The sequence below is a fragment of the Collinsella sp. CLA-SR-H006 genome (assembly GCF_040097075.1).
Taxonomy (GTDB): domain Bacteria; phylum Actinomycetota; class Coriobacteriia; order Coriobacteriales; family Coriobacteriaceae; genus Collinsella.
This window is the reverse complement of sequence record NZ_JBBNPD010000019.1, coordinates 13149-27877: the sequence shown is the minus strand read 5'-3', so window position 1 is coordinate 27877 and position 14729 is coordinate 13149. Positions and strand designations below refer to the sequence as shown.

At 58.7% G+C, this 14729-nt stretch carries 11 protein-coding genes; 4 read left to right on the top strand and 7 right to left on the bottom strand.

Annotated elements, in window-relative coordinates:
• Positions 1 to 45: 45 nt before the first annotated feature.
• The 7 genes from AAA069_RS09460 to AAA069_RS09430 form a co-directional block, all read right to left on the bottom strand.
• Positions 46 to 246 (bottom strand): PTS transporter subunit EIIB, encoded by a 201-nt coding sequence (locus AAA069_RS09460; protein WP_349128207.1) that lies wholly within the window; start codon positions 244 to 246, stop codon positions 46 to 48.
• 45 nt (positions 247 to 291) lie between these two features.
• Positions 292 to 1674: a family 43 glycosylhydrolase gene (locus AAA069_RS09455; RefSeq protein WP_148346449.1), complete on the bottom strand. Its 1383-nt coding sequence runs from the start codon at positions 1672 to 1674 to the stop codon at positions 292 to 294.
• Between the two features lie 183 nt (positions 1675 to 1857).
• A complete protein-coding gene (locus tag AAA069_RS09450) occupies positions 1858 to 2868 on the bottom strand; it encodes a LacI family DNA-binding transcriptional regulator (RefSeq protein ID WP_252204578.1) in 1011 nt (336 codons plus the stop codon).
• A 301-nt stretch (positions 2869 to 3169) separates the two neighbouring features.
• Positions 3170 to 3421, bottom strand: a complete 252-nt coding sequence (gene grcA3, locus AAA069_RS09445; protein WP_117583521.1) for an autonomous glycyl radical cofactor GrcA3 — start codon at positions 3419 to 3421, stop codon at positions 3170 to 3172.
• An 85-nt stretch (positions 3422 to 3506) separates the two neighbouring features.
• Positions 3507 to 5558 (bottom strand): formate C-acetyltransferase, encoded by a 2052-nt coding sequence (pflB, locus tag AAA069_RS09440; RefSeq protein WP_195445630.1) that lies wholly within the window; start codon positions 5556 to 5558, stop codon positions 3507 to 3509.
• A 465-nt stretch (positions 5559 to 6023) separates the two neighbouring features.
• On the bottom strand, positions 6024 to 7043 hold the full coding sequence (locus AAA069_RS09435; RefSeq protein WP_230318716.1) for a 2-keto-3-deoxygluconate permease: 1020 nt from the start codon (positions 7041 to 7043) through the stop codon (positions 6024 to 6026).
• 108 nt (positions 7044 to 7151) lie between these two features.
• Positions 7152 to 7901: an SDR family NAD(P)-dependent oxidoreductase gene (locus AAA069_RS09430; RefSeq protein ID WP_006234857.1), complete on the bottom strand. Its 750-nt coding sequence runs from the start codon at positions 7899 to 7901 to the stop codon at positions 7152 to 7154.
• Between the two features lie 252 nt (positions 7902 to 8153).
• On the opposite strand from AAA069_RS09430, the gene AAA069_RS09425 reads away from it, so the two are divergent.
• The 4 genes from AAA069_RS09425 to AAA069_RS09410 all read left to right on the top strand — a co-directional run bounded on the left by AAA069_RS09425 (position 8154) and on the right by AAA069_RS09410 (position 14437).
• The gene (locus AAA069_RS09425) at positions 8154 to 8603 is read left to right on the top strand and encodes a MarR family transcriptional regulator (protein ID WP_196033011.1); all 450 of its coding nucleotides are present in this window, start codon (positions 8154 to 8156) and stop codon (positions 8601 to 8603) included.
• Positions 8600 to 10969, top strand: coding sequence for an ABC transporter ATP-binding protein (locus AAA069_RS09420; protein WP_349128206.1), 2370 nt, complete (start codon positions 8600 to 8602; stop codon positions 10967 to 10969). Before AAA069_RS09425 ends, AAA069_RS09420 begins: the two co-directional genes overlap by 4 nt.
• Positions 10969 to 12825, top strand: coding sequence for an ABC transporter ATP-binding protein (locus AAA069_RS09415; protein WP_349128205.1), 1857 nt, complete (start codon positions 10969 to 10971; stop codon positions 12823 to 12825). Before AAA069_RS09420 ends, AAA069_RS09415 begins: the two co-directional genes overlap by 1 nt.
• A gap of 580 nt (positions 12826 to 13405) precedes the next feature.
• Entirely contained in the window at positions 13406 to 14437 is a 1032-nt protein-coding gene (locus tag AAA069_RS09410) for a 3-deoxy-7-phosphoheptulonate synthase (protein WP_349128204.1), read from the top strand.
• The last annotated feature ends 292 nt before the right edge of the window (positions 14438 to 14729 follow it).

Genomic DNA, 14729 nt, shown 5'->3' with positions numbered 1-14729 from the left:
TGTCGCAGCCCCGACCCGCGGTCACGAGCGGGGGCTCCTATCTTTTTAGTGCCCTCGGATTGGGTCATAGTGTCTGTTGTACAGCACGCCCTTGACGCCATCGATGTTCTCGAGCTCGGCCTTGTTGTACTTGCTCGTATCCTTGAGCACCAGACGCAGACGCGTAACGCAATGCGTGGCGCCCTCGATGTTCTCCAAACCGCCGACGTTATCGACGACTTGCTGAGACACTACTTTGTAGTCCATGTTCCTCTCCATTCCTTTACGAAATCATAAGACGTTTTGATGCCATTACAGAGACGCGATCGTTGCATTTGCGCACTTGAGCGTACCGTCGGTGACCGTCAGCGCCACACCCTGGCCCTGCTTATTGCAGAAGCGCGCGTTAAGCGCAACATCATCGACAAAGATGGTCGCGATATCGTCGTCAACGACCAGGCGCACATGATGAGTGCCCTCGCCCTTAAAGAACAACGGACGCTCGAGGCCCATGTTGTTGACCTGGAACCACGGATACTGGGGGGCCGCCGTAAACTCGAGCTTGCCCTCACGCAGGTTGGCGCGGAACTCATAGGCAAGACCGGACTCGGCGTCCTCGGCAAGCTTCACCGAGAAGCCGGCAGCGTCACCGGCGAGCTCGATGTCGGCATCGAGCATATAGGTGGAACCGGCATCCGCGGCGAGCACCTGCTCGACCTTGCCCGACTCGCAGGAAAGCTCAAAGGCCTCGACTGCCTTAGCCTCGCCAAAGGCGCCAAGCATGCTGTCAGGGAGCTTGGTGCCGAGCGTTCCGTCGGCACGCTGAACGATCTCGAGAGGCATAAAGGTGCCACCCCACAGGTAAGAGCTGGGATCGCCGCCCTCGTCACGCGTAGGAACCCAACCAAAGAGAACGCGGCGCTCGCCATCAAATGCGGTACGCGCGGCATAGTACGCGCGGCCATCGAATGAATCGTCAGCAGGAGTGATCCAAGGACCGTTGATGGAGCGAGACATGCGGTAACGGGTCTTGTTGCCATCACTGTACTCGGAGAACACCAGATACCACCAGTCGCCCATCTTAAAGAGATCAGGCATCTCGAACATGGTGTAAAGGCCCGGATTCCACCAGTCGCCCTGGAACTCCCAGGTATCCAGGTCCTTGGAGGTGAACTTGACCAGACGACCGGTCATCAGACGCTTGTCCTCGCCCACACGCGTGCCGAGGATGAGCATGTACTCTTCGTTCTCCTCATCCCAAAGCACAAAGGGATCGCGCCAGTTGCGGTCATCGTAACCTTCCTGGGGCGGAAGCAGCGTCTCGGCGATGTTCTTCTCCCACTTGACGGCGTCGTCACTCGTTGCGTGAAGAAGAACCTGCTTCATCAAGCGTGCGCGGACCTTATCGCGATTGCAACCAGTGTAGAGCGCATGGTACTTGTCGCCCACCTTAAACACCGTGCCGGCATAAACATACTGGTCGACTTCCTCGTCGCCGCCACGCTCAAGGCTCTCGCCAAAGTCCTTGTAGTTGACGAAATCCTTGGTCGTCGCGAGTGCCCAACCAAACGGCTCTCCGAAAGGACCGGGGTTTCGCGTGTCACGCTGATGATAGAGATAGAACGTGCCGTCCTCGCCGTACGGCATGATGTCGCCCACCCAAATTCCCTCAGGCTGGTAATACACCTTGTGCATCCGAGACTTCCTTCCCACGTGATACTAACTCGGTACAACTGCAAGATATGTCAATCGTTTTCATATGTCAAACGTTTTCACACCAATACGTCTTTTCGCAGTTCCAGTCGTCGGCAAACGGTTGACATATGCCGGCGAACGGTCAACAGAGGCGTTTGAGGAATTCTTTTGGCACGGGATGAACTACGCGGTTTTGCCCTCAATGAGTTCAACGGGGAGCTTGGTATTCGATTCGGGCTTTTCACCGTTAACAAGAGCGATGATGGATTGCGCCGCGAGCTCTCCGATGCGATCGATATCTTGACGAACGGTTGTTAAGTCAGGCATAAACGTCATAGTGCGGCGGGCGCCATCCGCGCCCACGACCTTAATATCGTCCGGAGCGCTCAAGCCGCGCTGCTTCATCACGTTGAGGCAGATGGCCGCCATCGTGTCGTCTCCCGCAAAGATGCCGTCAATATCGGGGTTCTCATCGAGGATCTTCGCAACGACCGCACTCTTTTCGTCATCGGACTTAACGAACTCGACCTCACGGACAAGCGCGGGCAAACCGGCCTGCTCCACAACATCGTGGTAGGCATCGGTACGCTTATTGGCAGGCATGCGCATGCGGCTATTGTTGCGCAGGCACAAGATGCGCGAACACCCGTCATCAATCAGGCGACGCGTGGCAAGTTCGCCGATGCCATAGCTGTCGCTCGCAATCTGAACAGAGGCCTCGCCAAGGTCGCAGTCGATACCAACCAGACTCAAGCCCATCTCGGCATACGCCTCGGCACCGATATTAAGCGAGTTGACGATGACGCCATCAACCATATTGCGTCGAAGCATGTCGATATAAGAGCGCTCAAGCTCGGGTCGATTGGCGCTATTGCACAGCAGCATCTTAAAACCGTTTTCGGCCAGGGTATGCTCAATAACTTGAACCACTTGGGCATGAAACGGACTGCTGACATAGGGGACGATCATACCGATAAGATTCAGGCGACCGTTGAGCATGGCACGGGCGATATCGTTGGGCGTATAGTTGATGCGCTTCATCGCGGCATGGACCTTATCGCGGGTCTCTTGGCTAATATAGCCGCGATTATTAAGCACGCGAGATACCGTAGTAGGCGAAACCCCCGCCACCGCTGCAACTTCCTTGATGCCAGGCTTAGCAGAATCCTTAGAACGAGCGCCCTCGCGAGCCATAGCACCCTCCCCCATCAACATGTCAAACGTTTACATACGAACAAAGCATACCCCAACAACAGCGGGAAGACGGTAACAGCACAAGTAAGTAAACGACTCATCCAAATAATTAGGAGAGTTCCGCCTAAAGGGTGACTACACAGGACCCCCGCCGGGCCGCTTTGGGTTACTTTCCAAAACATTTCCGCAGGACGCAAAGGGCTCCGCCGCGCGAAGCGCGCAGCGGAGCCCTTTGCATGTCCGAGGACGTTTTGGAAAGTAACCCAAAGCGGCCCGGCGATCCTGCGGGAGTTAAACCCCTTTAGAACTTGTCGTGGAAGGTACGCGAAATGACCTCGTCCTGCTGCTCCTTGGTGAGCGTGTGGAAGTTCACGGCATAGCCGGAAACGCGGATGGTCAGCTGCGGGTACTTCTCGGGGTGAGCCTGAGCGTCGAGCAGCGTCTCACGGTTGAAGACGTTGATGTTCAGGTGGTGGCCACCCTTCTCGGCGTAAGCGTCGAGCATGTGGACCAGGTTATCGGCCTGAGTCTCGGAAACTTCAGAAACCTTCATAATGTGTCTCCTTCGATTGACAGGCGCCGGCCGAAACCGGCGCGCTAATCAGTAATCGTTATTGTTAGTATAGCACTAACAATAGTTACTCGCCCAGCTGATCAAGGTCGATATCGCCAAAGAACACCTGGTCCTCCTTGCCGAGCGCACTCGGAATGATGGAGAAGGTGTTGGAGATGCCGTCCTGAGCATCGCGGAACGGGAGCTTGGAAACCGAAGACAGCGAAGCGATGGCGCCGTGGCTATCGCGCTTGTGCATGGGGTTAGCACCCGGGGCGAACGGCTGACCAGCCTTGCGGCCGTCGGGCGTGGAGCCGGTCTTCTTACCGTACACGACGTTGGAGGTAATGGTCAGAACCGAGGTCGTGGGCACGGAGTTGCGGTAGGTGTCGTTCATGCGGATGTACTCCATGAACTGGTGCACAACGTCGTGAGCGATCTGGTCGACGCGGTCGTCGTCATTGCCGTACTTGGGGAACTCGCCCTCGGTCTCGAAGTCGACGATGATGCCGTTCTCGTCACGGACGGGGTGGACCTTGGCGTACTTGATGGCGGACAGGGAGTCAGCCACGACGGAAAGGCCAGCGATGCCCGTAGCGAACCAGCGGTGCACGTGCTTGTCGTGCAGAGCCATCTGGATACGCTCGTAGCAATACTTGTCGTGCATGTAGTGAATGATGTTCAGCGAGTTGACGTACACGCCAGCGAGCCACTTCATCATGTCGTTGTACTTGGCCACAACGTCGTCGTAATCGAGCGTATCGCCCTCGACGGCGCGATACTTGGGGCCGACCTGCTTCTTGGAGACCTCGTCAACACCACCGTTGAGCGCGTAGAGCAGGCACTTGGCCAGGTTGGCACGGGCGCCGAAGAACTGCATCTCCTTGCCGATGCGCATGGAGGACACGCAGCAGGCGATGCCGTAGTCGTCGCCGTGGTAAACGCGCATGAGGTCGTCGTTCTCGTACTGGATCGAGGAGCTGGCGACGGAAGTCTTGGCGCAGAACTTCTTGAAGTTCTCGGGCAGACGGGTCGACCACAGAACGGTCATGTTGGGCTCGGGGCTGGTACCCATGTTCTCGAGCGTGTGCAGGTAGCGGTAGCTCATCTTGGTAACGAGCGTACGGCCGTCAACACCCATGCCGCCGATGGACTCGGTGACCCACTGCGGATCGCCGGTGAACAGGGCCTGGTACTCGGGGGTACGGGCAAACTTGACCATGCGGAGCTTCATGATGAAGTGATCCACGAACTCCTGGATCTGCTCCTCGGTGAAGGTACCGTTGGCAAGGTCGCGCTCAGCGTAGATGTCGATGAACGTGGAGGTACGGCCGATGGACATAGCGGCGCCGTTCTGCTCCTTAACGGCAGCGAGGTAGGCGAAGTACATCCACTGGATGGCCTCCTGCGTGTTGGTAGCAGGGTTGGAAATATCGAAACCATAGGTCTCGGCCATCATCTTAAGCTCGCCGAGGGCGCGGATCTGCTCCTGCAGCTCCTCACGATCGCGGATGTTGTCGGCGGTCATGACCGTCGGGGTGGAAGCCTTCTGGGCCTCCTTGTCCTTGATCAGGTAGTCGACACCGTACAGGGCAACACGACGGTAGTCGCCGATGATGCGGCCGCGGCCATAGCCATCGGGCAGACCGGTGATGATGTGGGCCGAGCGGCAAGCACGCATCTCGGGGGTGTAGACATCGAAGACACCGGCGTTGTGGGTCTTGCGCTCGAAGGTGTAGCGCTCGACAACGTTCTCGTCGACCTTATAGCCGTGCTGGCTGGCAGCCTGGCAAGCGATGCGGATACCACCGTTGACGTGCAGAGCGCGCTTGAGCGGCTTGTCGGTCTGGAGGCCGACGATGGTCTCCTTCTCGCGGTGGGCGTTATCGATGTAGCCAGCGGGGTGGCTCACGATACCCGTAACGATCTTGGTGTCCATATCGAGGACACCGCCCTGCTCGCGCTCCTTAAGCAGCAGGTCGAGAACCTCGCCCCACAGCTCCTTGGTACGCTCGGTCGGGCCGGCGAGGAACGACTCGTCGCCCTCGTAGGGGGTGTAGTTCTTCTGGATGAAGTCTCGGACGTCAACCTCTCCCGTCCAAATGCCTTCCTTGAAGCCTTCCCATGCCTCCTGCATTGTGTAACCACGCTCCTAGTTACGTGTAATGCGGCGCTCTCTCACACCGCTGCTTATTGAATTCTTGAATGTTCGGCTTGCACTACCGGCTTCTTCCGTTCTTCACCACACGTTGGTGTAGGGAAAACGTTTATCCACCTTGGAACTACAACCCAAAACCCAAGATTTCACCCGTTTGAGAAGGATAACATAGCCACCCCCTTCATCATGGCTATTATATGTTTCTTTTTTTATACCATTAGGACGTTTTTAACAAATCCGCAGGAAATGCGAGCGTGAACAACTACCGTTCACCGATTTGTTTGGTTTTTTCCTTGCCTTTGTACGACGTTCACTCTAGCTGTTATGCCAGCTTTATCAGGGTAAAGTGTCCCAGAGACCCTACAGAAACTGCAGGGCGGCCACGGGATCCCCCGTGGCCGCCCTGTGGCGTAGCTAGTTTTTAGCTTTGATTGCCGCTTGGCATTAGGCGGCTGCGGCGGCCTTGTCGGTCGTTGTCTTGCTATCGCCGTTGCCCTGGCCCTCAAAATGCTTGTAGCACCAGCTGGTGACCAGCGGGGTCAAAATAGCCGTCACGATTGCGCAGGCAGCAACCTGTGCCGTAGCCGTCGCGAGCACCGCACCGCCATACAAGGCCTCGTTGACGCTTGCCATGGCAGCAGGCGTGGCCACATTGGCTCCGGCGCAGCTCGAAATGGCCGCACCTGCGACACCCGTACCGCCCGTGAGCTTATCGACCGCGATAACGGGAATTGCAAAGACCACCGAGCAGATCACGCCGAGCAGAATACCGGGGAGACCGCCATTAATGAGCTGGCCAAAGGTCATGGTCGAGCCCATGGCAAAGAAGACGAGCACGATGACGGCGGAAAGTGCCGGTGCCATCATCTTCTTAAAGCTCGGGAAGAGGTTGCCCAGAATAATGCCGACGACGATCGGTAGGATGGCGCCCACGAGCGACCAGCCGATCGGAGCCTGACCGGCAGCGCCGAGCACGATCATCGTGACCGGAGGGCCGACAACCAGCGTGGTGATGGCGACGGCGCCACGCTCGGCCTCATTGCCCATGGTGCCCATCAGACCAGCGTACATAGCGTTGTTGGCGCCGGTGCAAGCCGCCAGCATCACCATAGCAGAGATGCCAAACAGGTTGTCGTTGAACACATAAAGGATGAGCAGCGACACGGCAACGACCACGATCTGCTTGACGGCGATGATGATGGCGCCGCGTGCAGCGGCGGCAGGAGCACTCTTAAACGAAATCGTCGTACCGACGATGAGCAAAAAAGCGCCCACGAGCGGGCCTGCGCCCTGCTGGGTCATACCAAGCGTAAAGCTGCCGAGCGTTTTGAACAGGTCGGGGAATAGCGTGTTGAGCAGGCAGCCCAGCAAAAGCGGCACCAAAATATTGGCACCCGGGATGGAGGACATCTTAAAGAACGGCTCCTTTGCCGCCGGCGCCTCCACCGCAGTCGATTCACTCATATATATCTCCTTTGGATGCATGCGAATCGTAGCCGCACGCGCCTATGTCAGAAAGAAGGCGACGGTCCCGAGTCGCAGGAGCCGTCGCCGAATAATCATCGCGGGGTATTACCCGTCCAGGACGATGCCGCCGTCGCAGTCACCGATCTCGCCGTTCACGAAGCTGGCGAGGTCGGAAGCGAAGAACAGCACCATCTGCGCAGGCTCGCTGGCCTGGGCAGCGCGGCCCAGAGGAATACCGTTGATGATGCGCTGAGAGTTCTCGTCAGAGAGAATCGAGGTCATATCGGTCAACGTGAGCGACGGGCACACGGCGTTGCAGCGAACGCCAAACTTGCCGCCCTCCTTGGCGACCGCCTTGGTAAGGCCGTTGACACCGGCCTTGGAGCTCGCGTAGGCAGCGGTGCCAAGCAGGCCGCCGCCGATCTTGCCAGCAACGGAGCTCACGTTGACGATAGTGCCGGCATGCGCCGCCTTAAAGTGCGGGTACACGGCGTTCATCATAGTGAAGGTACCGTTGAGGTTGATATCGATAGTGCGGCGCCACTCGGTGTCATCGATCTCGTCGAACTTCTTGGTGCTGATGACACCGGCGCAGTTGATCAGGATGTTGGTTTGCGGCAGGTCCGTAAAAATCTGCTCGACGGTCTCGCGCGCCTTGGGTGCATCAGCGACATCGAGCTGATAGAACTTGTTGCCCTCGCCAAGCTCGGCCACCGCGGCCTCGCCCTTAGCAGCGTTCCTTGCGATGAGCGCGACGTGTCCGCCGCCCGCGACGATGCCCTTGGCGATCTCGAGGCCAATGCCCTGAGTGCCGCCCGTGACAATCGCGGTCTTGCCCGTGAAGTCAAATGCCATGACTCCATCCCCCTTTAATTTAGGTGTCTCCTTGCGGGAAGTTGGAGCATCGCACGTGGCGATTATATGAGTCCCAGTCGTCATGGTGGTGACAACCCCTCGCCTAACCGCGTGTATAATAGTTATTTGAAACGCTTCATCAATTGAATGATTTTAAGTCTTAATGAGCTCTTAATATTGCCCACTGTATGAGGCCCGCGTATTGGGGTATCATCTTCCACCGAAAATAGTTTCTAGTGTTAGGGGTTTTCGGTGGAAGATACCGATTTCCGTGAGCTTGGGCGTCAGCTCCTTACCGAGTTCGGCAGCATGCATCAGCGCATTTCGCGCTTTGCGGACAAAGCCCTCGGCGGCGAGATGGCCGTCATGCGCGCCCTCATGCGCGCCGGCGGCTCGCTCACGCCGAGCGAACTCGCCGATCGTGCCTGGGTCTCGAGCGCCCGCATCGCCAATATCCTGCGCGCCCTCGAGGCCAAGGGCTGGATCGAGCGCGAGCACTCAAAGACCGACCGTCGTCGCGTACACGTCACGGTGACCGACAAAGGATTCCAGGATCTCGAAATCAAACGTCGGGAATTCGAGGACCGCACCGCGGCCTTCCTCGAGCAGCTTGGCGAAACAGATACCCAAGAGATGGTGCGCCTTCTTAGACGTGCCAACGAAATTATCGACCGCAATCAAGAAAGGAGAGATGCCGAGTGAGGATTCTCAAGCTCTTTAAAAAACATGTCCCGGCACTGTTTGCAGCTATCGTACTTATCGTAATCAGCTGCAACGCCGATCTGGCACTGCCTACCTATATGAGCGACATCGTCGACGTGGGCGTGCAGCAAGGCGGCATCGCCTCGCCCGTGCCCGACACCATTCGCGCCAAATCGCTCGACGACCTCGAACTCTTTATGAGCACCAAGGACGCCAAAGCTGTGGAGGCCGTGTTTGGCAAGGCGGACAATAACGGCATTCGAACGTACAAGGGCACCGAGGAGGAGCGCGCCGACGGCGGCAAGATTGCCGACATCATGAGCCTCCCCGAGACTGTCGTCCTTTCGTTCAACCAGGGCATCGATGCCAACTCCATGGGCGACATGACCGGCGCATCTACCGAGGCAAGCGATGGCGGCGCCGCTCAGGCCATGCCCACGCCCGAGCAGATGGCGGCGATGACGCCCGAGCAACTCGCCGAGATGCAGCAGAAGGCCGCTGCGGCGCAGAACATGCAAAAACAGATTGATGCCGACGGTGGCAAGATCACCATGAAGAGCCTGCGTCTAAGCGTTGAAGGCGGCCTAATCGACCAAGACAAGCTCGTCGAGGGCGCCAACGATATGGCGGACAAAATGGGCTCCATGTCGGGCTCCATCGTGACCCAACGTGCCGTGAGCTATGTGCAGGACGAGTACAAGGCGCAGGGCATCGACCCCGCCGACGTGCAGAACGCCTACCTGGGCCGCATGGCGACCACGATGTTTGGTCTGTGCCTTGTGTCGCTCGTCGCCACCATCCTGACCGGTGCCGTGGCTTCGCGCACCGCCTGTTCCATCGCACGCGACCTGCGCCGCGAGACCTTCAACAAGGTTATGCACTTCTCGCCGGCCGAGGTGGGCAAGTTTAGCCAGGCCTCGCTCATCACCCGCTGCACCAACGACATTCAGCAGATTCAGATGGCCGCAACCCTGTTTATCCGCATGTGCCTGATGGCTCCCGTCATGGGCATCGTCGCCGTCATGCGCGTCCTGGCCAACCACACCGGCCTGGAGTGGACCATCGCCGTGGCCATCATCGCGGTCTCGGCCGTCGTCGGCGTGCTTATGGGCCTCACCATGCCCAAGTTCAAAAAGATGCAGAGCTTTGTGGACCGTGTGAACCTTACCGCCCGCGAGCTGCTCGACGGCCTTATGCCCATCCGCTCGTTCAACCGCGAGGAGCATGAGCTCGAACGTTTTGACAAGGCGTCGCTCGACCTGATGACTACGCAGCTCTACACCAACCGCGCCATGAGCTTTATGATGCCGCTCATGATGCTCGTCATGAACTGCATCACCGTGCTTATCGTCTGGTTTGGCGCGCAGGGCGTGTCCGACGGCGTGATGCAGGTCGGCAACATGATGGCGTTCATCTCCTACACCATGCAGATCGTCATGGCGTTTATGATCCTCACCATGGTTTCGGTCATCCTGCCCCGCGCCGAGGTCGCAGCCGAGCGCGTGGAAGAGGTCATCACCTGCCCCACGAGTATCAACGACCCTGTCTCGCCCAAACTGCCTGCTGCCAGCGCGCCGCGCGGCGAGCTCACCTTCCGCGACGTGAGCTTCCAGTATCCCGATGCCCGCGCCGATGTCATTAGCAGCGTGAACTTCACCACGCACGCCGGCCAGATGCTCGGCATCATTGGCTCCACGGGCTCGGGCAAGTCAACGCTTGTGCAGTTGATTCCGCGCCTGTACGACGTCACGGGCGGCAGCATTTCGCTCGACGGCGTCGATGTGCGCGACATGACCCTTTCCGAGCTGCGTCGCCGCATTGGTTACATCCCGCAGCAGGGGCGCCTGTTCTCGGGCACTGTCGAGAGCAACCTCAAGTTTGCCGGCGACATGGTAAGCGATGATGACATGCGCCAAGCCGCGCGCATCTCACAGGCCGAGGACTTTATCGCCGAGCGCGAGGGCGGCTACGACTCCCCCATCAGCCAGGGCGGCTCCAATGTTTCGGGTGGTCAGCGCCAGCGCCTGGCCATCGCCCGCGCGTTGGCCAAAAAGCCCGAGGTCGTGGTTTTCGATGATTCGTTTAGCGCCCTCGACTACAAGACCGACGCTCGCCTGCGCGAAGAGCTTGCCAAAAACGTTACCGACGCCGCGCTCGTGGTCGTGGCCCAGCGCATCGCAACCATCATGCACGCCGACCAGATCATCGTGCTCGACGACGGCCATGTGGTGGGCACCGGCACGCACGAGGAGCTGCTGCACAGCTGCCCGGCGTACCTGGAGATCGCACAGTCGCAGCTTTCCGCCGAGGAGCTGGGGCTTACCCAAGAAGAAATTGCAGCCGTCACGGAAGGAGGCGAGCGCTAATGGCAGACGAGACCAAGACTCAGATTCCCAAGCCCACCCGCCAGCGTGGTCCCATGGGCCGCATGGGCGGCATGCGTCGCGGCGAAAAGGCCAAGGACTTTAAGGGCACCATGAGGCAGCTGCTCGGCTATATCGGCCAGCACAAGATTGCCGTGTTTGCCGCCGTCGCCTTTGCCGTGTGCTCGGTCATCTTTAACATTGTGGGGCCCAAGGTGCTCGGCCAGGTTACCACCAAACTGTTCGAGGGCTTGGTTGCCAAGGTCAACGGCACCGGCGATGTCGACTTTGCCTGGATCGCCAAGACGCTCGGCTTTTTGCTCTGTCTGTATCTGGCGAGTTCTGTCTGCAGCCTGATCCAAGGCTGGCTCATGACCGGCGTCACGCAAAAGATTTGTTATCGCATGCGCAAGGAGATCGCCGCCAAGATCGCTGTCGTTCCGATGAGCTACTTCAACGGTCACAGCAAGGGCGATGTGCTCAGCCGCATCACCAACGACGTCGATACGCTGGGTCAGTCGCTCAACCAGAGCGTGACGCAGCTTATCACGTCGGTCACGCAGATTATCGGCGTGCTCATCATGATGCTCTCGATCAGCCTGCCGCTCACCGGCGTCACCGTGCTCACGCTACCGGCAGCCGCAATTATCTTGATGGTGATGATTCACTTCTCGCAGCCGTACTTCCGAGAGCAGCAGCAGGTTCTGGGCGCCGTCAACGGCATTATCGAGGAGGACTTTGCCGGCCAGAACGTCATCCAGGTGTTCGACCGCGCCGAGGCCTCAATCGAGGAGTTCGACCGTCAAAACGACCGCCTCTTTATTAGTGGCTGGCGCTCGCAGTTCCTGTCGGGCCTGATGATGCCGCTTATGAGCTTGGTGGGCAACATGGGCTACGTGGGCGTCGTCGTGGTGGGCGCGCAGCTCGCACTGACCGGCAATGCCACGCCCGGCGACATCCAGAGCTTTATCCAGTACGTTCGCAACTTTACGCAACCCGTGCAGCAGCTGGGCAATGTGAGCAACACGATGCAGTCGATGGCTGCCGCCACCGAGCGCGTCTTTGAGTTCCTGGCCGCGCCCGAGGAGGAGCAGAAGGCCGACGCGCAGATTCCCGAAAAGCGCCCCGGCCATGTGGAGTTTGATCACGTCAAGTTTGGCTATACGCCCGACAAGACCATCATCCACGACTTTAGCTGCGAGGCGCAACCCGGCCAGACCATCGCCATCGTCGGCCCCACCGGCGCCGGCAAGACCACGCTCATCAAGCTGCTGCAGCGCTTCTACGATGTGGACGGCGGTTCGCTGCGTGTCGAGGGCGTCGACGTGCGCGACTGGGACCGCGCGGCGCTGCGCGGCGAGTTTGCCATGGTGCTGCAGGATACCTGGCTGTTTAACGGCACCATCCGCGAGAACATCCGCTACGGACGCCCCGATGCGAGCGATGCCGAGGTCGAAGCCGCCGCGCGCGCCGCACGTTGCGACCACTTTATCCATACGCTTGCCGGCGGTTATGACTTTATGATTAACGAGGAGGGCACTAACCTGTCGCAGGGTCAGCGCCAGCTCGTGACCATCGCCCGTGCCATTTTGGCCGACCGCCCGGCGCTGATTCTGGACGAGGCGACCTCCAACGTCGATACCCGCACCGAAGAGCTCATCCAGCGCGCCATGGATGCGCTGATGCAGGGCCGCACGAGCTTTGTCATCGCGCACCGCCTGTCCACGATCCGCAACGCCGACGTGATCTTGGTAATTCGCGACGGCGACATCGTCGAGAAGGGCACACACGACGAGCTACTCGCCCAGGGTGGCTTCTACGCCGACCTGTATAACTCGCAGTTCGACGAGGCGGCGTAACAACCGGCGGCAAACAACCGCAATGCCCAGAAAACGGGGGCGCAGGACAACCTGCGCCCCCGTTTTTGCTCTGCGGCCCTCAAACCGTCTCCCCTGGGACCTGATTGGCAGCCCCTTCGAGGCCCCGTGGGCAAAAAAGGGCAAATATGAGTACTGTTACCTTTTTAGTAACAGCCAAAACAGCCCCAAATGCCGTTTTCACGGCTTACACGCGTCCCTAAATTGATCAAACAGCCCTATAGCGGACTTATATATGTTTGCGTTAATAAACATATTTTGCTGTTATGTCTATTATTTTGCGAAGGCAATATGATACTAAGATAGCAACCGTACTCATATTTGGCATTTTTTGCCCACAGGGTATTTCCTGGGGAACTGACAACAGCCTTAGGGTCCCGCGCGGCGCCGCTCCCTCCCGGCATTCGCCGACGTTTGCCCAGATAAAACCTGCCAAAATAAACCTGTCCCTTTTTGGCAGGTTTTGGGGTGACGAGGGCTTGCACTTTAGCGTGCGACAGCGGATAATGCCGAGCATTCGACAATACGCTTATTGCTCTTTCTATTGATTGAGGAGACCCCTATGGCCATGGAATTCAAACGCAGGCTGCCGATCCCCATGGAGATCCGCGAGGAAATGCCGCTTTCTGCCGAGCTTACCGCCAAAAAGCAGGCATTTGACGCCGAGGTCGCCAAGGTCTTTACCGGCGAGGACGCACGCAAGGTGCTCATCATCGGCCCGTGCTCTGCCGACCGCGAGGATTCGGTGCTTGAGTACATGAACCGACTGGCCAAGACCGCCGAGGAGGTCAAGGACAAGCTCATCATCATTCCGCGCGTCTACACCAACAAGCCGCGCACCAAGGGCACCGGCTACAAGGGCCTGCTGCACAACCCCAACCCCGAGGCTCCCGACGACCTGCTCGAGGGCGTCAAGGCCATCCGCCATATGCACCTGCGCGTTATTGAGGAAACGGGCTTCTTCACCGCCGACGAGATGCTCTATCCGTCCAACTACCAGTACCTCGTTGACCTGCTGAGCTATGTTGCCGTGGGTGCGCGCTCAGTCGAGAACCAGGAGCATCGCCTGGTGTCGAGCGGTATTTCGGTACCCGTCGGCATGAAGAATCCCACTGCCGGCTCTACCACCGTTATGCTCAACTCCATTTACGCCGCGCAGGCGCATCAGAGCTTCATCTTCCGCAACTGGGAGGTCGAGTGCGACGGCAATCCGCTCGCGCACGCCGTTATGCGTGGCTACATCGGTCTCGATGGGCGCACCTACCCCAACTACCACTACGAGCACCTCGAGCGCCTGGCCGAGCGCTATACCGAGCACACCGGCTATGCCAATCCGGCAGCGGTCATCGACTGCAACCACGACAACTCGGGCAAGCGTCCGCTGGAGCAGTATCGCATTTGCAAGGAAGTGCTCGACAGCTGCCGCCGCAACGAGTCCATCTCCAAGCTGGTCAAGGGCTTTATGATCGAGTCCTACCTGGAGGACGGCAACCAGCCGGTCGACGGCGGCGTCTTTGGCAAGTCGATCACCGACCCGTGCCTGGGCTGGGAAAAGACCGACTACCTAATCCACGAGATCGCGGAGCGGGTGTAGGTTACGGCGTTTTACCAAACGCCGTAACGGCTCGACGCTGCGCGGGCCGCATTTGGACAATCTGACGTTCAACTTCAAGGGCGCGACCAAAAGGTCAGCGCCCTTTCGTTTCACGTCACCTTGTCTCAAATGCGACCCGCTCGCTGTCCGTCCTCTACCTGCGGCGTTGTCTTGCTCCGGATGCGGCAGCTAGGGACGCTCCTTGTAGTCATTGGGGACGTTCTTCAACGACTACCCGGGGGAGTTGCCTTCCCTCGTGGCGGTCTTCTAGCAGAAAAACCAAGTGAGTAGG

Bases quoted from the DNA above. Each gene is read 5' to 3' on its own strand.
- AAA069_RS09460 (WP_349128207.1), bottom strand. From the start codon at position 246: ATGGACTACAAAGTAGTGTCTCAGCAAGTCGTCGATAACGTCGGCGGT.
- AAA069_RS09455 (WP_148346449.1), bottom strand. From the start codon at position 1,674: ATGCACAAGGTGTATTACCAGCCTGAGGGAATTTGGGTGGGCGACATC.
- AAA069_RS09450 (WP_252204578.1), bottom strand. From the start codon at position 2,868: ATGGCTCGCGAGGGCGCTCGTTCTAAGGATTCTGCTAAGCCTGGCATC.
- grcA3 (WP_117583521.1), bottom strand. From the start codon at position 3,421: ATGAAGGTTTCTGAAGTTTCCGAGACTCAGGCCGATAACCTGGTCCAC.
- pflB (WP_195445630.1), bottom strand. From the start codon at position 5,558: ATGCAGGAGGCATGGGAAGGCTTCAAGGAAGGCATTTGGACGGGAGAG.
- AAA069_RS09435 (WP_230318716.1), bottom strand. From the start codon at position 7,043: ATGAGTGAATCGACTGCGGTGGAGGCGCCGGCGGCAAAGGAGCCGTTC.
- AAA069_RS09430 (WP_006234857.1), bottom strand. From the start codon at position 7,901: ATGGCATTTGACTTCACGGGCAAGACCGCGATTGTCACGGGCGGCACT.
- AAA069_RS09415 (WP_349128205.1), top strand. From the start codon at position 10,969: ATGGCAGACGAGACCAAGACTCAGATTCCCAAGCCCACCCGCCAGCGT.
- AAA069_RS09410 (WP_349128204.1), top strand. From the start codon at position 13,406: ATGGCCATGGAATTCAAACGCAGGCTGCCGATCCCCATGGAGATCCGC.